The organism is Turicimonas muris (genome assembly GCF_002221595.1).
GTDB classification, from domain to species: domain Bacteria; phylum Pseudomonadota; class Gammaproteobacteria; order Burkholderiales; family Burkholderiaceae_F; genus Turicimonas; species Turicimonas muris.
On record NZ_NHMP01000005.1, the window covers coordinates 67,227 to 83,948 of the forward strand.

The 16,722-nt window shown below is 45.3% G+C and carries 17 protein-coding genes; 10 read left to right on the plus strand and 7 right to left on the minus strand.

Going from position 1 to position 16,722, the window contains the following annotated elements; translation table 11 throughout:
- Nucleotides 1-53 precede the first annotated feature (53 nt).
- From ADH67_RS08910 to pstA, 4 genes are all read left to right on the plus strand, one after another.
- Nucleotides 54-1,193: a BMP family ABC transporter substrate-binding protein gene (locus tag ADH67_RS08910; RefSeq protein ID WP_066594344.1), complete on the plus strand. Its 1,140-nt coding sequence runs from the start codon at nucleotides 54-56 to the stop codon at nucleotides 1,191-1,193.
- 279 nt (nucleotides 1,194-1,472) lie between these two features.
- The gene (locus tag ADH67_RS08915) at nucleotides 1,473-2,294 is read left to right on the plus strand and encodes a PstS family phosphate ABC transporter substrate-binding protein (RefSeq protein WP_089275745.1); all 822 of its coding nucleotides are present in this window, start codon (nucleotides 1,473-1,475) and stop codon (nucleotides 2,292-2,294) included.
- A 46-nt stretch (nucleotides 2,295-2,340) separates the two neighbouring features.
- Nucleotides 2,341-3,219 carry a phosphate ABC transporter permease subunit PstC gene (gene pstC, locus ADH67_RS08920; RefSeq protein ID WP_066594347.1) on the plus strand — a complete coding sequence of 293 codons (879 nt, stop codon included), beginning with the start codon at nucleotides 2,341-2,343 and terminating at the stop codon, nucleotides 3,217-3,219.
- Between the two features lie 8 nt (nucleotides 3,220-3,227).
- Entirely contained in the window at nucleotides 3,228-4,178 is a 951-nt protein-coding gene (pstA, locus tag ADH67_RS08925; protein WP_084081534.1) for a phosphate ABC transporter permease PstA, read from the plus strand.
- Nucleotides 4,179-4,431: 253 nt separating this feature from the next.
- Here the strand turns inward: pstA and ADH67_RS08930 are convergent, their stop codons facing one another.
- Nucleotides 4,432-4,815, minus strand: coding sequence for a winged helix-turn-helix transcriptional regulator (locus ADH67_RS08930; protein WP_201415728.1), 384 nt, complete (start codon nucleotides 4,813-4,815; stop codon nucleotides 4,432-4,434).
- A 215-nt stretch (nucleotides 4,816-5,030) separates the two neighbouring features.
- Between ADH67_RS08930 and ADH67_RS08935 the strand changes: the two genes are divergently transcribed.
- Together ADH67_RS08935 and ADH67_RS08940 are read left to right on the plus strand one after the other, a co-directional pair.
- Nucleotides 5,031-5,699, plus strand: a complete 669-nt coding sequence (locus tag ADH67_RS08935) for an NAD(P)-dependent oxidoreductase (RefSeq protein WP_066594349.1) — start codon at nucleotides 5,031-5,033, stop codon at nucleotides 5,697-5,699.
- A 305-nt stretch (nucleotides 5,700-6,004) separates the two neighbouring features.
- On the plus strand, nucleotides 6,005-7,300 hold the full coding sequence (locus ADH67_RS08940) for an NCS2 family permease (protein ID WP_066594350.1): 1,296 nt from the start codon (nucleotides 6,005-6,007) through the stop codon (nucleotides 7,298-7,300).
- Between the two features lie 62 nt (nucleotides 7,301-7,362).
- Here the strand turns inward: ADH67_RS08940 and ADH67_RS08945 are convergent, their stop codons facing one another.
- The 6 genes from ADH67_RS08945 to ftsY all read right to left on the minus strand — a co-directional run bounded on the left by ADH67_RS08945 (nucleotide 7,363) and on the right by ftsY (nucleotide 12,722).
- Nucleotides 7,363-7,833 carry a tRNA (cytidine(34)-2'-O)-methyltransferase gene (locus ADH67_RS08945; RefSeq protein WP_066594355.1) on the minus strand — a complete coding sequence of 157 codons (471 nt, stop codon included), beginning with the start codon at nucleotides 7,831-7,833 and terminating at the stop codon, nucleotides 7,363-7,365.
- Nucleotides 7,826-8,743, minus strand: a complete 918-nt coding sequence (gene rpoH / locus ADH67_RS08950; protein ID WP_066594356.1) for an RNA polymerase sigma factor RpoH — start codon at nucleotides 8,741-8,743, stop codon at nucleotides 7,826-7,828. The genes ADH67_RS08945 and rpoH overlap by 8 nt, the downstream gene beginning before the upstream one ends.
- A 62-nt stretch (nucleotides 8,744-8,805) precedes the next feature.
- Entirely contained in the window at nucleotides 8,806-9,663 is an 858-nt protein-coding gene (locus ADH67_RS08955) for a cell division protein FtsX (RefSeq protein WP_066594357.1), read from the minus strand.
- Nucleotides 9,663-10,319 (minus strand): ATP-binding cassette domain-containing protein, encoded by a 657-nt coding sequence (locus ADH67_RS08960; protein ID WP_066594359.1) that lies wholly within the window; start codon nucleotides 10,317-10,319, stop codon nucleotides 9,663-9,665. The genes ADH67_RS08955 and ADH67_RS08960 overlap by 1 nt, the downstream gene beginning before the upstream one ends.
- Complete coding sequence (locus ADH67_RS08965; protein ID WP_066594361.1) at nucleotides 10,316-11,779, minus strand: Ppx/GppA phosphatase family protein; 1,464 nt, start codon at nucleotides 11,777-11,779, stop codon at nucleotides 10,316-10,318. Before ADH67_RS08965 ends, ADH67_RS08960 begins: the two co-directional genes overlap by 4 nt.
- Nucleotides 11,780-11,792: 13 nt before the next feature.
- On the minus strand, nucleotides 11,793-12,722 hold the full coding sequence (gene ftsY / locus ADH67_RS08970) for a signal recognition particle-docking protein FtsY (protein ID WP_066594363.1): 930 nt from the start codon (nucleotides 12,720-12,722) through the stop codon (nucleotides 11,793-11,795).
- Between the two features lie 58 nt (nucleotides 12,723-12,780).
- On the opposite strand from ftsY, the gene rsmD reads away from it, so the two are divergent.
- The 4 genes from rsmD to ADH67_RS08990 all read left to right on the plus strand — a co-directional run bounded on the left by rsmD (nucleotide 12,781) and on the right by ADH67_RS08990 (nucleotide 16,709).
- Nucleotides 12,781-13,362 (plus strand): 16S rRNA (guanine(966)-N(2))-methyltransferase RsmD, encoded by a 582-nt coding sequence (gene rsmD, locus ADH67_RS08975; protein WP_066594365.1) that lies wholly within the window; start codon nucleotides 12,781-12,783, stop codon nucleotides 13,360-13,362.
- Nucleotides 13,359-13,871, plus strand: coding sequence for a pantetheine-phosphate adenylyltransferase (gene coaD / locus ADH67_RS08980; protein WP_066594366.1), 513 nt, complete (start codon nucleotides 13,359-13,361; stop codon nucleotides 13,869-13,871). The genes rsmD and coaD overlap by 4 nt, the downstream gene beginning before the upstream one ends.
- 158 nt (nucleotides 13,872-14,029) lie before the next feature.
- Nucleotides 14,030-14,890 (plus strand): cyclic nucleotide-binding domain-containing protein, encoded by an 861-nt coding sequence (locus tag ADH67_RS08985; RefSeq protein ID WP_066594368.1) that lies wholly within the window; start codon nucleotides 14,030-14,032, stop codon nucleotides 14,888-14,890.
- 295 nt (nucleotides 14,891-15,185) lie between these two features.
- Entirely contained in the window at nucleotides 15,186-16,709 is a 1,524-nt protein-coding gene (locus tag ADH67_RS08990) for a flavocytochrome c (RefSeq protein WP_201415729.1), read from the plus strand.
- The last annotated feature ends 13 nt before the right edge of the window (nucleotides 16,710-16,722 follow it).

Below are 16,722 nucleotides of genomic sequence, written 5' to 3' on the forward strand. Positions count from 1 at the left end.
AGGATTGTTTTTTTACTCTCATTAATTTCACTTTAGGAGACAAAAGAGTGAGAATGTCTTTGAAACTCGTTGCGGCTGCTGCCGCCCTTGCTTCCGTCTTTGCCCTCACAGCTTGTGATGACAAAGGAAGCACCGCTAAAAAGGCTGAGGAGCCGAAAGCAGCTGCTGAAACTAAAACAGCAGCCAATGAGCCATTGAAGGTTGGCTTTGTCTATGTTGCTCCGATTGCTGACGTAGGCTACACAAAGCAGCATGATATCGGCCGTTTGTACGCTATTGACAAGGTTGGCAAAGACAAAATTACTACAACCTTTGTGGAAAATGTTCCTGAAACAGCTGACGCTGAACGCGTTATCCGTCAGATGATCAATGACGGCAACAAGCTTATTTTCGGTACAAGCTTCGGCTACATGAACTATATGCAGAAGCTGGCTAAAGAATATCCGGACGTCAAGTTTGAACACGCCACCGGATACAAGTCCGCTCCTAACATGACCAACTACAACATTCGCTTCTATGAAGGCCGCTATCTCGCCGGTATGCTTGCAGGCGGCGCTACTAAGAGCAATGTTATCGGTTACGTCGCTCCTTTCCCAATTCCTGAAGTTCTTCAAGGCATCAATGCCTTTACTCTCGGTGCTAAGTCCGTCAATCCGAAGATTCAGGTTAAAGTCGTTTGGACTAACGCTTGGTACGATCCACCCAAGGATACAGACTCCGCTAAGACTCTTATCGGTCAAGGAGCTGACGTCCTTACCCAGCACACCAACACCAGCGCCGTTGCTTCCGCAGCTGAAGCCGCAGGCAAGATGGTTATTCCTTACAACAGCGATATGAAGTCTGTTGCTCCAAATGCTCAGATCGCCGCTCTGGTATTGAACTGGGGTCCGTACTACGCGAAGAAGATTAACCAGGCTCTCGAAAACAAATGGGAAAATAAACCTGTTTGGATGCACTTGAAAGAAGGCGCTATCTCTCTTGAGAATATTTCCGACAAAGTGCCTGCTGACGTCGTCAAGAAGATGGAAGAAGTCAAGGCTAAGATCAACAGCGGTGAATTCCATCCGTTTACAGGTCCAATCAAGACCAATGAAGGAAAAGATGCAGTTAAAGCCGGAGAAACTCTCCCTGATGACAAGCTCGTAACTATGAATTACTACGTCGACGGCGTTGTAGGAAAAGTGCCTAATTAATTCGCTCGAGAACGTTTAATTTGCAAACCGGAAATATCAGTCCTTGCTCTCGGATGTTGAGAGAAAAAAGGCGTGATTTTCCGGTTTTTTTATGACATTTCAATGACTTTTTAGTGACATTTTTATTACACGCAATTATTTGATTTTATTAAATATTCTGTCATCAAACTTTCATAATTGCGTCAAGTTTTCGTCATTTTTCCTTTCTAGAATGCGCTCAGATTTTGAAGAGCGCTTCAAACCACTCATATAAAAATGAATCAAAAAATAGGAAAAATGATGAAAACAAAATTATTAAAGACAGCCTTATTAACCTCCCTGTTCTCTGCCTCTATTCTCTCCGGAGCAATTGCGGCTGAGACCGTAACGGTTTCCGGATCCACAACGGTTCTGCCGATTATGCAAAAAATTTCAGAATCTTATATGCGTGAAGATCCGAACGTTGCTATCGAATTGTCCGGAGGCGGTTCCGGCAGCGGCATCAAAGGTTTGTCTGACGGTTTAACTCAGGTGGCTATGAGTTCTAGAAAGATTAAACCGGAAGAAAGCAAGATTGCAGAAAAAAATAAGGTTCAGCCCCATCAAACTACCGTGGCCATTGACGCCATCGTCCCAATTGTTCACCCAAACAATAAGGTTCCCAATATTTCTTTAGATGCCCTGAGAAAAATTTATAAAGGCGAAATCAAGAATTGGAAAGAAATCGGAGGCGCAAATGCCCCAATCGTATTGGTCTCGAGAGATACATCCTCTGGTACCTACGAAACTTGGGAAGAATTGGTCATGAAGAAACAAAGAATCTCTCCAAGAGCTTTGCTTCAGTCCTCCAACGGTACAGTCGTACAAACCGTCTCAAAAAATCCTAATGCCATCGGCTACATCGGTTTCGGATACATTACTCCAAGTATTAAAGCTGTCAACGTAAACGGCATTAAAGCTACATCTGAAGCAGCTGCCGACGGAAAATGGCCTCTTTCCCGCGAACTCTACCTTTACACCAACGGCGCTCCGAAAGGTGCTGTAGAAAAAGTTATTTCTTACACCCTTGCTCCGAAAGGCCAAAAATTGATTAAAGAAACCGGTTTCATTCCTCTGAAATAGGAACACGAGAGAGAGGGGGCTTCGGTTCTCTCTCTGAAAAACGCTTATGAATAAATATCTCAGAGAATTCTTATTTAAAAACGGCCTCATGGTCTGTGCCCTGGTGTCGTTAGCCGGATTGGCCGCCATCGTTTGGTTTCTGTTTCAAGAAGGTTTTCCCGTTCTGCAGCACGTCTCCATAAAAGATTTCTTGACGGGCCAGGATTGGTATCCGACAGAGAATCCGCCTTCATTCCAAATTCTTCCGCTGATAGCCGGCTCTATCGCTGTAACTATCTGCGCCTCGGTCTTTGCAATTCCTCTGGGCCTTATGACAGCGATATACCTTAGTCATATTGCCTCACCTAGGGTCCGAGCCTTCTTCAAGCCCTGTATCGAACTTTTAGCTGCCTTTCCGTCCGTCATTATCGGTTTTATCGGGATGGCCGTACTAGCTCCGGTAATTCAAACAATAACGGGAGCACCAACGGGACTAAACGTTCTGAATGCGTCCATTCTCCTCGCATTGATGGCTCTTCCGACCATTTGTACGATTTCTGAGGATGCGCTGAGATCAGTCCCTAATCATATGAAGGAAGCCTCTCTAGCCGTGGGCGCCACCAACTGGGAAACTTTAACCAAAATCACGATACCCGGAGCCGCTTCCGGAATCTCTACGGCAGTGATGTTAGGAATGAGCCGCGTTATCGGAGAAACGATGGTAGTACTGATGGCTGCGGGAGGAGCTGCCATTATTCCAGAAACCATTTTTGACCCTGCTCGTCCATTGCCCGCAGCAATTGTGGCGGAAATGGCTGAAGCTCCTTTCCGAAGCTCTCACTACCATGCGCTATTTGCTACCGGTATCGTGCTGTTTCTTTTCACGTTCGCTTTCAATCTCGTAGCCTTCAAGATTTCGAAAAAATACAAACTGCAAGCTAGCTGAACCTCATTATGTACCGACTTGAACAAACTCTACCTAATTTTTCAGAAACCGCCGTTAGCGTGGACAGCAACCGCACTGTGAGACGGATAACGGCTTCCGGATCCAATAAACAAAGAAGAACGCTCAAAGAAAAGGCTTCAAAAGTTTTTCTTAGGCTCGTCGCCTGGTTTGTGATTACAGCGTTCTTTGCCGTGGTGTTCTACATTGGCTATCAAGGATTAGAGAAGATTAGCCTCGAATTCTTGATAGGAAATCCTAAGAACATGATGACGGAGGGAGGGATTCTCCCCTGCATCGTCGGCACATGCCTTCTGGCATTAGGAGCTGTAGCCGTGGCCCTTCCTTTAGGTGTATTCAGTGCCATTTGGCTAAATGAATATGCTAAGGATGGTCCGCTCAAACGACTCATTACGCTCTCAGTCGCAAACCTGGCCGGCGTGCCTTCCATCGTATTCGGTCTGTTCGGCTTAGCCTTTTTCGTCATTCTGTGCGATCTGGGTGTCAGTGCAGTTTCCGGTATTTTGACGCTTGCCGTCCTGACTCTGCCAATCATTATCAACACTGTTCGTGAAACGCTTTCTCAGATCCCTAATGCTTGGAAAGAAGCCTCTTATGCTCTGGGAGCAACGAAACACGAAACTATTCTCAGGACCGTGCTTCCAGCAGCGATGCCCGGAATTATGACGGGGGCCGTTCTGGCAGTAGCCAGAGCAGCCGGAGAGACAAGTGCCATTATGTTTACGGCTGCGGTCGTGATGACCACGGATGCTTTTAATTCGCCGTTATCTGCCGTGATGGCCCTTCCCCACCATATTTATATTTTGGCAACGACCGGAGCGGAACCCGAAAAAGTACTTCCAATGCAAAGCGCATCCGCATTAGTTCTTCTTTTTGCGGTATTTCTGATGAACTTAACCGCCATCTACTTCAGGCAAAAAGCCTCTCATTTGCCAAAGTAACCTGAAGAAGATTTAGAGAGTTTCGGAAGAAAAGAATTCTAGAAGAGTATCTTTGTGTCCGGTGCCGTTACTAAGTAACAGCAACTATCAGATCTCACAGAAAGGTTTGCAACTATCCGAGATATTCTACTTTCTGTACTGGGACAAGCGCGCGGCGGTCAGCCTCATGCGATATATGGCCGACCGCTCTTTTGTTAAAAGTTCGGATACTCCGAGGCGCAATTTAAGTTGTACTCGTCTTGAGGTATGTATCCTATCTTTGATTATTTAAGTTCGTTTGGCGCTCTTTTATTATTGCCGGCATGTTGTCTTTCGCCCAACCTATCAAAGATTGGATATGAGGGAAAAGAGTCTTAGCACGATCAGTCAAGGTATATTCAACTCTTGGAGGTACTTCAGGATAACTTTTCCTATTTACAAAACCATCTTCCTCCAACGTCCGAAGTGTTACTGTCATCATCTTCTGAGATATATCGGGAATTTGGCGCCGCAGTTCGCCAAACCGGACCGGCCCATCGGTTAATGATAAGGTGTACAACACTAGCAGTGACCATTTATCGCTTATGCGCGAGAGCACATTGCGAATCGGACATGCCGGATCAAAAGCGTCTCTTAATGTTGTTCTGCTCATAGCCATTTAAGTCCCTTTGTTAGGAATGCAAATAAAAAAACATCTTAAATTTTAGGCGGTCAAAAACTCCTGGGACAGAATAATCGTTACCTATAGGTGACTAACACACAAACCTGTGCCTACTTGACAGGAGCGTCTTTCCGTTATAACTTTAGTATATAAAATATTGTTAGTTACTATTTTATACCAATATTTATTATCAACTAGTTAGGAAATAAGTAATGAAGAAAGTTGCACTTATTGGCGCAAGCGGTTACGTAGGCTCTGCAATTCTCAATGAACTTCTGAGTCGAGAATATCAAGTCGAAGCAATGGTTAAACATCCTGAAAAAATCAAGACTGACAATCCAAACTTAATCGTTAAAAAGATAGATGTCAGTGACAAGAAAAGTCTTGAAGAAGCGCTCAAAGGTTTCGAATATGTAATCAGCGCCTACAATCCCGGTTGGGCAAATACCCGCATCTATGAAGATACTCTCGCCAATTATCCTAAGATTCTGGACGCTGCCAAGAAAGCCGGTGTAAAACGTCTCCTTATTGTCGGCGGCGCAGGCACCCTGTTTGTGAAACCAGGTGTTCGTCTCATAGATGCCGGCATCCTTCCGGATGCTTGGATGCCGGGAGTGAAATCGCTTGGCGAATTCTATCTAAACACGCTGTTAAATGAGTCAGATATAGACTGGGTCTTTTTCTCTCCGGCCGGAAACCTTGGAGATATGGGGGCCAAAGGTCCGGGTAAGCGGACCGGAATTTATCGGCTCGGAAAAGACGATATGATTTTTGACAAAGAAGGCAACAGCTTCATCTCAGTAGAGGACTACGCTAAAGCAATGGTTGACGAGCTCGCCGAACCTGCTCATCACAAAGAACGTTTCACCATTGGCTACTAATTCAATCAAAAACCAGATGAGAGACTAGGAATAAGAACGCAGATTCCTAGTCCTTCTCTTCTCGTTGCCAATGACATGCTCCAATTTCTAGATGTCTTTAAGAAGGCAGCTTTTCTCAAGTTCTGAGGTGGCAAACCAAGCCTACGCAAAAGAATTGTTACTCAGTGTGTGCAAAAGCCGTGTTATATACCCAATTTGAAAACGAGTATGTAACCAAGCGGTTTTGACATGGTTCGAATAAATTTTCGGCTCTAGAATTGAACCTAAGTCATCTCTTCTCTTGCTTTTTCGAACGCACTTTTGTCATGCACCAATTCTTACAGAAATATCTGGGTTTTAATCCGGAAAATACCACCATCCGTACGGAAATCATTGCAGGGCTATCTACCTTTTTAACGATGGCATATATTCTTGCCGTCAATCCCGCGATCTTAAGCGTCACAGGGATGGATAAGGGAGCCTTATTTACAACCACTGCCCTTACTTCCGCAATTGCCACACTCATCATGGCGTTTTACGCCAAAATGCCCTTCGGTCTAGCCCCCGGCATGGGCATGAATGCCTTCTTTGCCTATACGGTCTGTATATCCATGGGACACACTTGGCAATTTGCTTTAACGGCAATTCTGATCGAGGGCATCATCTTTATTCTTCTTACCGTCACAAACGTTCGAGAAAAAATAGTTCATTCAATTCCAACTAGTCTGCAAACCGCTATCGGTGTAGGTATTGGTCTTTTTATTGCCTTTATCGGTCTGCAAAATGCAGGGATTTCGGTTAAAAATGATGCAACATTGGTCTCATTAGGCAACATTTTTGACCCTAGCGTCATGCTTGTGATTATCGGGTTGATTGTCACGGCCGTTCTTTTAGTCAAAAAAGTTACCGGAGCTCTCCTGATCGGGATTGCCGTTACAACTCTATGCGGTCTACCGTTTGGGATCACTCACTTCAACGGATTCTTCTCTCTTCCGCCGTCAATCGGGCCGATTTTCATGCAATTTGAATGGCACAATCTCTTCACCGTGGATATGGTGATGGTAGTTTTGTCGTTTCTCTTCATGGATCTTTTCGATACTTTAGGAACTTTGGTCAGCCTCATGATTAAAGCCGGCTTCGTAAAGAACGGCAATCTTCCCCGCCTCAAAGAGTCATTCTTTGCAGATGCGGTCGGTACCACCGTAGGTGCTTGTTTAGGAACGAGCGCAATTTCCACTTACGTCGAAAGTGCAGCAGGTGTTTCTGCCGGCGGCAAATCAGGTCTAACAGCGTTAGTAATTGCTGTCTTCTTTCTCTTATCTTTGCTCTTTTCTGCAGTATTTCTCGCCATTCCAACTCAAGCTACGGCTCCTGTGCTGATTTTGGTGGGCTTCTTCATGATTAGCTGCATTAAAGAAATTGATCTGAGTGATTTTGCCGAAGCTATCCCCGCTTTTATCTGCATCATCACCATTCCATTAACTTACAGCATCGCCAACGGCATCGTATTTGGCCTTCTCAGCTACGTCCTGATTAACTTATTCAGCGGCAAAGCTCAGAGAATCAAACCCGAGATGTATATGCTCGCTGTTTTCTTCATCATCATGCTGATGCTTCATTAATCAGTTCCAGCACGTAGATTCGCCGCAGGCTCCTGCGGCGTTTTCATTTGCAAAGAAGAAAATTAAACTCCGCCTTTGAAGCCATTCTGTCTCCAGGCCTCATAAACGGTAATAGCTGCTGAATTCGACAAATTCAAAGAACGATTGTTTGGCATCATCGGCAAACGGACACAATGGGCAGGATCAAAAAGATCTCTGACTTCCTGAGGCAGTCCGTGGCCTTCGGAACCGAAAACAAACCAATCATTAGGTTTGAATTCTAAGCCTTGCACCAGTTGAGTTGCCTTTGTCGTCATTGCAAACATTCTGGAGCGATCGGGCTTCTCTGCTTCAAGGAAGGCAACGTAATTGGGATATATCTTGACATCCGCATACTCACGATAATCCAGACCTGCGCGTCTCATATGCTTATCTTCAAATGAGAAACCTAATGGTTCAATAAGAATTAAACGGCATCCGGTGTTCGAGCAAAGACGAATAATATTTCCTGTATTAGGAGGAATCTCCGGATGAACCAATACGATGTTAAACATTGTCTTTTTCTGAATTTAAAATTTCTTTTAGTTTAGAGAAAGCTTTCTTTTCAATCTGCCTGACTCGCTCCTTGCTGATACCTAACTCTTTGGACATATCATCCAAGGTAGCCCCTTTTCCAGTTGTCTCATCATAAAGCCAACGAGCTTGAATAATTTTTCTGCTTCTCTCATCGAGCTGTTCAATAGCTTTCGGCAAATCGCTGTTGAGTGCCTTATCGTAGAGTGAACGCTCGAGCATTTCTTCTGGAGAATCCCCTTCAGCTTCGAGCCAATCCTCCATCGGTTTATCGTCTTCTTCATGAACTGGCGGCTCATCGAGAGAAACATCGTGTCCGAGGAGTCTAAGCTCCATCTCTTTGACGTCAGCAGGCCGTACTTCCAAGTCCTGAGCGATCTTGTTAGTCTGCTCCGTAGTCAAAGCCTCAGAACCTTCCTTCATGCTTCTGAGGTTAAAGAATAATTTTCTTTGAGCTTTAGTAGTTGCAACCTTGACTAGCTTCCAATTTTTTATCACGTAATCCTGAATTTCTGCGCGAATCCAAGTCATTGCAAAGGTCACGAGACGAGCACCGTTATCCGGATCAAACCGTCTAACAGCCTTCATCAACCCTATGTTTCCTTCTTGAATAAGATCAGGGAACGGCAGTCCGTAACCCAGGTATTGACGGGCAATCGAAATAACTAAGCGCAAGTGAGAGGTAATAAGTTCGCTCGCGGCTTCCAAGTCGCCATGATCGCGCAGTTTAACAGCCAGTTCCTTTTCCCGCTCTTCGCTAAGCAAAGGAGCTGCATTGGCAGCTCGTATATATTCTTCTAAGCTTCCAGGTGTTCCGCGAAGTGCCAGCGGAGTTGGATGGTAAGGAGCAAGAGCCGTACTTTTAGGCTTATCAGTATTCTGTTTAGTCATCAAGGCGTATTCTAATACAGCTGTAGTTTTTCCTTAATGTGTCAATCGATTAGAAACAACTGCTAGAAGGTAAGAGGGTTAGTTCTGCCCGCAGTGACGTAGGAGCAGACAGTTGCATAGACCATCAAAACGAAAGTCAAGAACATACAAATAAGAATATTGACACCCAAAGACGGCAGCAAATGCACCTCGAACGCATCTTCTAGAAGCGGGACGCTCACATAAGTGGTAATGAAATAAAGAACGCTTCCGATAGCACTACTGATGAGAGTCGCGGCACAGGCAATTTCAACCAACGGACCGCTTACTTGCCAACGGTTGGCACCGAGCATTAACAGTAAAGCTTGATCGTGTTTCAGGAAACTGTTGAGCCTATGAATACCAACCACAAAGAGCAGTCCGACCAAAGCACAAGCCGGAATGCCGAAAGCAACTGCTCCCAAAGCTAGCGCTTGTCTCAAAGAATATCTCTTTTTAATCCAATCAAGATTGGCGCTGACAACCGAGACATCTTTAGCCTCCGCAATTACATGCACCATTTCTTGGATAGAGGCAAACGGTGTGGAGATTGGAAAGGTAATTACATAAATATCAGGTATTTTGTCTTTTTTACCAATCAACTTGAGGATATCTTCCTCCAAAATATCTTTCGGCGGGATTAAACGAATCTCGGATCCCGGCGCTAATTTATCTAATTGGGAAGTTAAGAATTTCTTTGCATCTTCCGCCTTGGTACCCGGCTCCATAAAAACCGATATTTCATCACCTGTCATGGTTCTATGATTTTCATAGAAGGAAATAAAAATCAAAGACATGTGCGCTAAAAGGCAGAATGCCAACGAGCAAAGTACCACGACAACCCAAAAGGATTTTTTATCTTGCTCCAGAGAGCGAACTGCCCTGACGTTAACGGTAATCACTAACTTCCTCCTAAGTTAATTACTCTCAGGGACTTGATTTCAAGAGGAAGCGGAACGCTGGAGGTCATTACAACGGCATAACCGATCTTTGCAAGCTTTGTGCAAAGATAGAGAAATTGCTCCTGAGACGTCCCGTCCAACCCTTCCAATGGATTGTCCGCCAAAATCATTTTTGGTCGCCCCACGAGAGCGCGAGCGATCACAACACGTTTTCTCAAACCTTCGGAGAGATTTTCGACTTTCTCATCCAAGTATTTGGACAGACCGCAAAGCTCAGCACTTTCTTTGGAATATTCTATTGCCTCGTTCGGCTTAATACCTAACAACTGAGCAGACAATCTCAAATTCTCGAGAACGGTGTAGGAGGTAAATAAATTGGAATGGGAAGGAATAAGTCCCAAAGTTCTTCTCCAGGCCAACTTTTCTGACTCACTCATCACACTGACGCTGTGCCCATCAACGATAACTTCACCGGTGTTAGGTTCCGTCAAAGCAGCTATAAGATTCAGAAGGTAAGTTTTACCGGAACCGTTCGGTCCCTCAAGCAAAATAAAGTCAGGCTCTTCAATCACAAAGGACAAGAGACCGTCTGTGTTCCTCCCTTCTTTCCGGATAGGAATTTCTGAAATCTCGACTAAGATGTTCTTGGGGCTCATCGTGTATAAATTTCAAATTTAATTCCAACCTTAGCCCATATTTCTTTTTCCTGGCCGAGCAAGTACTCAGTCAACGGATGCTCGGTGAGCCAATTCTTTGGAATACTCATCATGAACCCGTCCGCACCGCTGAACAACTGAATGGGCGGAAGGTCTGTGTCAATCTTAGCATGGCAAAAAATCACCGCTAGTCTAAGTGCCAAGATTTTCTCGGCAATTGATCGGTCAGCAAGGAATGATGCGACTTTCTTCAGATTACCTCGATGAGCCAAAACAATGGCCGCCAGTTTCTCTTGTTCGGAACGAGAGAAGCCCGGGATATCGCTGTTTCTAATCAAATACTCGCTATGTTTGTGATAGTCACTTCGAGAAAGACTCAAGCCGATTTCATGTAAATCGGCGGCCCAAGCAAGTTCTTTGAGTTCTTCAGGGGACACAGACGGTTCAATCTTCTTATAAAGTTCTTCAGCGACTTTAGCGACTCTAGAGGCTTGTTCTTCGTCAACATGCATTCTGAGCATTAATGAATGAACGGAAGCAGCTCTGGGATCCTTATCGAGTTTTCTTCCGGCCAAATCATAAAGAATGCCGTAGCGCAATGCCCCGTCTGCCAGTTTCATCGACTTAAGTTTAAATTTATTGAATATTGCTAGCAACACGCATACACCACCAGCCAATACCTCTCTTCTGTCATCCTTCATTCCCACGAACTTGAAAGAGCTAGTATTTCCAAATTCGAGCATGGCATATTTCAGTTTCAGAAGAGCCTCTAAGGTAATCGTACCGTCAGTCCAACCCTGGTCGTGCAGAATTAAAGAAACTGCGGAGGCGGTGCCTGAGGAGCCGAACGCTTCCTGCCAACCGCATCTAAAAAACTTCTCAATACTGCTGTCGAATTCTGCTTCTGCAGAAAGCTGTGCCTTCTGCATCATGGCAGGTGTAATGATGCCATTTTTGAAAAAGGTCACGGAAGTATTAACGCATCCTACATGGAAAGAATCAGCCTCCAATACATCCTTGACGTGCCCGATAACGCATTCGGTAGAGGCTCCTCCGATGTCAACAATCAATCTCTTTTTATCAGACTGCGGCAGGGCAAAGCTGCATCCTTCGTAAACCAGCCTAGCCTCTTCCTTTCCCCTTAAAATTTCGATTTTGCAGCCTAAAACCCTCTCGGCTTTTTCAATAAATTCTCTTGAGTTTTTTGCACTTCTGAGAGTCTGGGTTCCAACTGCCCTGATTTGAGATCGCGGAAAGCCTTCGATTTTTTCAGCAATACGTGCGAGAGCTTTCAGTGCTCTTTCCTGGGCCTCTTCGGTCAGATTCCCTTCGCTATCAATTCCGCCGGCTAATCTAACTGTTTCCTTCCAGCTCCCTTCGCTAATAATGACTTCTTTTTCTACACGAGCTATTTCCAAACGAAAACTATTGGAACCCAAATCAATTGCAGCTAAGCGCATTTTTCTTCCTCTGTCATTCTTCTAATCCGACTAACGCATTTGCAAATTGACGAGCATTAAACGGCTGCAAGTCATCAATTTTTTCTCCCACCCCAATGAAATAAATCGGCAGAGGTTCTTTGCGCATATCCGCCAGAGCCAATAGCACACCCCCTTTAGCTGTTCCATCAAGCTTGGTAATAATTAGGCCCGTTAATCCGGCTACGTCATCAAAACTTTTTGCCTGCATCAAGGCATTTTGACCGTTAGTTCCGTCCAAAACCAAGATAACTTCGTGAGGAGCTCCCTCCATGGCTTTACCTTGTACTCTTTTAATGCGGGAGAGTTCATTCATCAAATTGGTCTGCGTCGGCAGGCGTCCTGCAGTATCGACCATCACGACATCTGTTCCTCTTCTTTTCCCGGACGTAATAGCATCAAAAGCTACCGAAGCAGGATCTCCCTTTTCCTGAGCAATAACTTCTATCTGGTTTCTATCGCCCCATATTTCTAGCTGTTCTCTAGCCGCGGCTCTGAAAGTATCTCCAGCGGCAAGCAGAACCGTTTTCCTTTCATTGGCAAAAAATTTAGCTAATTTGCCGATGCTGGTGGTTTTTCCGGCTCCGTTAACCCCGCACATCATCCAGACCGTCGGGTGATGCGTTTCCAAATCCGGTGCTTTTTCGCAAATTTTTAATCTTTCTTCAATAACATCTCGGAGAGCTGTCTTTACTTCGTCTTGAGTCTTCAGACCCTTAAGTTTGATTTGATCTTTAAGCTGACTAATAATCTTGGCGCTCGTCTCTACGCCAACATCAGAAGAGATTAGCTGAAATTCCAGCTCTTCCATGAATTCATCATCAACTACACCCCCGGAAAAAATTCCGATTAAATTGATTCGACTTTTAGAAAGACCGTTTTTTAACCGGGCAAACCAACCCGTTTTTTCTTTTTTTGTGTCCATGACTAACAATTATCAATTAAAGTTTAGGTACCACTAACTTGAGTAAGTTTACACATACATGAAACAAGGCGGAAAAATCAGGATTATTGGGGGCCTCTGGAAGAGAACTCCTCTTCCCGTTTTGGACTCAGAGGGTCTTCGGCCGACCGGCGATAGACAACGTGAAACCATTTTTAACTGGCTAAATCACCTTTTTGGCGGCGAGTTCTCAGACAAGCGTTCTCTAGATATGTTTGCAGGTACCGGAGCGTTGTCTTTTGAAATGGCGAGCCGGGGCGCAGAAAACGCCGTGCTCCTTGAGAAAAACCGCGCCGCTGCAAAGCTTATTGAGCAAAGCAAAGAAAAGCTGAATGCCGACAATATCCATGTTTTTTGCGATGACTCGTTAAAAGACTCCAAAGCAGAGGAGTTCGGCCCTTATGACATTATCTTTATCGACCCACCTTTTGCTCTCAATCTTCAGGAAAAAGCCATTCAGAAAGCCGTTCCGCTGCTAAATTTCTCTGGCCTGATCTATGTGGAGAGTCCGACGGAAATATCGGATGACTTTTTAGACTCTTTCGGCTTAACGGCAGTAAAAAGATCCAAGGGAGGAGCAAGCCACTTGCTCTTAGCCCAAAAAACAGAGAATAAAAAATGATTGCGACTTATCCCGGCACTTTCGATCCTGTTACCAAAGGTCATGAAGACCTTATCCGCAGAGCTTCCAAACTTTTTCCTCAGCTAATTGTGGCCGTTGCAGAAAGCCGGAAGAAAAACACTCTTTTTTCTCTAGCTGAACGCGTGGAACTGGTTAAAGCTGTTACTCAAGACCTGCCTAACGTCAAAGTTATTGGTTTTGATTATCTGCTGGTCGACCTTCTCAAGCAAAATCAGTCTTTATGCATCGTCCGAGGGGCCAGAGCGGTCAGCGATTTTGAATACGAATTTCAGATGGCAGGGATGAACCAGCTGCTCCTGCCGGAAGCTGAGACGATCTTTTTGACACCGTCCCCTGGCTATCAATTTGTCAGCGGTACTTTCGTTAGAGAAATTGCTCTTCTCGGAGGGGACGTCAGCAAATTCGTCAGCTCTGTGGTGTTAGAGGCTTTTCAGAAAAAGCTCTCAAAAACTAGTCTAAATGCGCCGCTTGCTCAGGGCCCTCGCTAAAACAAACTCTCCTTTCCATAAGGGTATTTACCTAAAACATCCTCCCAATTGCCAAGGTAGTTAACTCTTTCCTCCTCTTCTAAAATGAAGGGGTGATACTTGGTCTGGGGGTACCCAAAACCAAGTAATACGCATTGGATTTTTTGTGGGAGGCCGTGATGAGTAATGTTTCGTGGGAGTGGCTCTCTGCAGTACAGCAGGGCCGACAATACGATCTTGATGCAAAAACGCCTGACTGTGCAGTTCCAATTGTTCCTTGGATTCATCCGCCGGTTCATCCCAAACTCCAGAATCTTATTGTCAGAATCGGTCGGAAAATCCAGTTATCCCGCCAAGACAAGCTCATTTCCTTAGACCGAAGTATCAGTCATCTTGCTCTCGTGACCAGCGGAGTTACAGCACGGAATTTCGGCAACCCAATCGTAGGAACTGAGAATGCTGCGGCTATCTCTCCTCCGGGCCATATTGCATTCGGTAATTTGAACTTTTTTACAGAACGGCCGGCTTTCGGGCATTATTTCGCTTTAACAAAAGCGGAAGTTGTCGTCTGTAATAAAGAACTTCTTCTTCCAGCCCTGAAAGCAGATCCCGAACTTTTTGTTCTGCTTGTTCGACATTTTGAATGCTGTGCACTATCAGACCGCATTGGTTTTGCGTTCATGGCGTTTGCGCCGGTCGAAGAGCGGCTGAAGGCTTTTGTTATCAGTTGGGCCGTGCATTATGCAAAACTTTCGGGAAGAGACGGAAAACCGTGGCTAACAATGCCCGTACCCTTAACCCGAAGCAATCGCTGTCTTTTAGCAAACGCATCCTCTGTTTCAACAGATACTTATCTAAAACGGTGGAAAGACAACAGTGTTTGGATTCGAAATGGAGATTTCGTCTCTTGTCCAACCTCTTTCCTAGAAGAGACCTATAAATGGATGAGAAAGTCCGAAGAGCAGAGTGCATACTCTTACGCCCCTACACTTCTGGAACTCTTCCAGCATCTCCATGAAATCCGCTCTCCTCTCTACTGAAGAGCCTTTCAAGCCGCCTTATTGAACTCAAAAGCCGTATCTTTCTGCCAAAGACTAGGCTTTTGAACGCATGAGATCGTTTTTTTGGTGCAGTAATGTCTTGAATAGTTAGAGGTCAAGCCATTTCAGACCTTTTTACCTTTATTTCTCACGTAATCGTGTGACCTTTTATCACTATCTAGGGGAAACCCTAGTATTTATCAACCAAAATACTTAGGTAGTTGGCAAAACGTCTGATTTCTAGAATTGTTACTAAAGATTCATCTCACAACCACTTAACACAAGGAAAACTATTATGAATATCTCAAGACGTTCCTTCCTCCGCTCTTCCGCAGCGGCTTCCGTTGCCACTCTCGGCATGCTCGGCACAGCTCATGCTGAAACCCTTCCGAAAGATGTTAAATGGGATGAGACTTGCTCTCTTCTCGTTATCGGAACAGGTTTTGCCGGCCTCGGGGCTGCACTCGAAAGTCATTATCTCGGAATGAAGGACATCCTTGTTGTTGACAAAATGCCATCTGCAGGCGGTAACTCCATCATTAACGGCGGCGCTATAGCTGCAGCCGGAACCGACATGCAGGAAAAAGCAAATATCAAAGACAACGCTGACCTCCTCTATTCCGACATTCTGAAAGCCGGCGGCGGTATCGCCCATGCCAACCTAGCCAGAAGAATTGCCGACGAATCCGTGTCCAACTACAAGTGGCTTCGCGACGAAATCGGTGTTAAGTTCAAAGCTGTTACATATCACGGCGGTCACTCCGTTCCCCGCAGCCATGCAGTTATGGAAAACAACGGCTCCGGCTTCATCAATCCAATGCTTGCTAAATGCAAAGAGTTCGGCATCAAAGTTCAGCTACGCACTATCGTTGACGATCTTGTCGTTAACGACAAAGGCTGTGTTGTTGGTGTAAAGGCCCGCATCAACCATCGCTTCAACCGTCCAGAAAGCGGCAAGGTTGTATACATCCGTGCTACTAAGGGCGTTCTCATTGCTTCCGGCGGTTTCAGCCAGAACGTTAAGATGCGCACCAGCCACGATCCGCGCTTAACCGACGCCTTCACTTCCACTAACCATCCGGGTGCTACAGGCGAAATGATTCAAGAAGCTCAGCAAATTGGTGCCAACACTATTCATATGGACTGGATTCAGCTTGGTCCATGGACCTCCCCTGACGAATCCGGTTTCGGTTTAGCTCCTCTGGCTGTTGAATCCATGGTTGGCTACGGTCCGATGATCAACCCCAAGACAAGCAAGCGCTTCATCAAAGAAACCGGCAACCGAAAAGTTCGTGCTGACGCTATCGTTGCTATCGGTGCTCCTGCCATCATTTATACAAATGAACAAAACTTCATGAACAAAGTCGTTGGTAAAAACATGAAGCAGGAACAGTTCGAGGCGGCTCTGAAGAACGGAGTTATCCGCAAATTCGATAATTTGAAGTCTTTAGCTGAGTTCTACAAGCTTGACTATGCAACTCTCGAAAAAGAAAACGAAACTTTCAACGGCTACATGAAAGCCAAGAAAGATCCGGAATTCGATTGCATGTTCTTCAATGACGGTGTTCAAAACGTTAAAGGACCTTTCTACGCCATCAGACTTTGGCCGCGCGTTCACCACACCATGGGCGGTCTGGAAATCAATGAAAAGGCCCAAGTCCTCAATGTTAAGGGCGAACCAATCTCCGGCCTCTACGCCGCAGGTGAAGCTACAGGCGGCGTTCACGGAATGGTACGTCTCGGCACAGTTGCTGTGGCTGACTGCATCATCTTCGGCCGCATCGCTGCCAGAACTGCAAACGCATGGGGCGGCTGCTAATTAGCCATGTAAT

Coding starts and splice junctions, on each gene's coding strand:
- ADH67_RS08990 (WP_201415729.1), top strand. CDS start 15,186: ATGAATATCTCAAGACGTTCCTTCCTCCGCTCTTCCGCAGCGGCTTCC.
- ADH67_RS08960 (WP_066594359.1), bottom strand. CDS start 10,319: ATGAGCCCCAAGAACATCTTAGTCGAGATTTCAGAAATTCCTATCCGG.
- pstA (WP_084081534.1), top strand. CDS start 3,228: ATGTACCGACTTGAACAAACTCTACCTAATTTTTCAGAAACCGCCGTT.
- ADH67_RS08985 (WP_066594368.1), top strand. CDS start 14,030: ATGAGTAATGTTTCGTGGGAGTGGCTCTCTGCAGTACAGCAGGGCCGA.
- pstC (WP_066594347.1), top strand. CDS start 2,341: ATGAATAAATATCTCAGAGAATTCTTATTTAAAAACGGCCTCATGGTC.
- rsmD (WP_066594365.1), top strand. CDS start 12,781: ATGAAACAAGGCGGAAAAATCAGGATTATTGGGGGCCTCTGGAAGAGA.
- ADH67_RS08910 (WP_066594344.1), top strand. CDS start 54: ATGTCTTTGAAACTCGTTGCGGCTGCTGCCGCCCTTGCTTCCGTCTTT.
- ADH67_RS08930 (WP_201415728.1), bottom strand. CDS start 4,815: ATGGCTATGAGCAGAACAACATTAAGAGACGCTTTTGATCCGGCATGT.
- ADH67_RS08915 (WP_089275745.1), top strand. CDS start 1,473: ATGAAAACAAAATTATTAAAGACAGCCTTATTAACCTCCCTGTTCTCT.
- ADH67_RS08935 (WP_066594349.1), top strand. CDS start 5,031: ATGAAGAAAGTTGCACTTATTGGCGCAAGCGGTTACGTAGGCTCTGCA.
- ADH67_RS08965 (WP_066594361.1), bottom strand. CDS start 11,779: ATGCGCTTAGCTGCAATTGATTTGGGTTCCAATAGTTTTCGTTTGGAA.
- rpoH (WP_066594356.1), bottom strand. CDS start 8,743: ATGACTAAACAGAATACTGATAAGCCTAAAAGTACGGCTCTTGCTCCT.
- coaD (WP_066594366.1), top strand. CDS start 13,359: ATGATTGCGACTTATCCCGGCACTTTCGATCCTGTTACCAAAGGTCAT.
- ADH67_RS08940 (WP_066594350.1), top strand. CDS start 6,005: ATGCACCAATTCTTACAGAAATATCTGGGTTTTAATCCGGAAAATACC.
- ftsY (WP_066594363.1), bottom strand. CDS start 12,722: ATGGACACAAAAAAAGAAAAAACGGGTTGGTTTGCCCGGTTAAAAAAC.
- ADH67_RS08945 (WP_066594355.1), bottom strand. CDS start 7,833: ATGTTTAACATCGTATTGGTTCATCCGGAGATTCCTCCTAATACAGGA.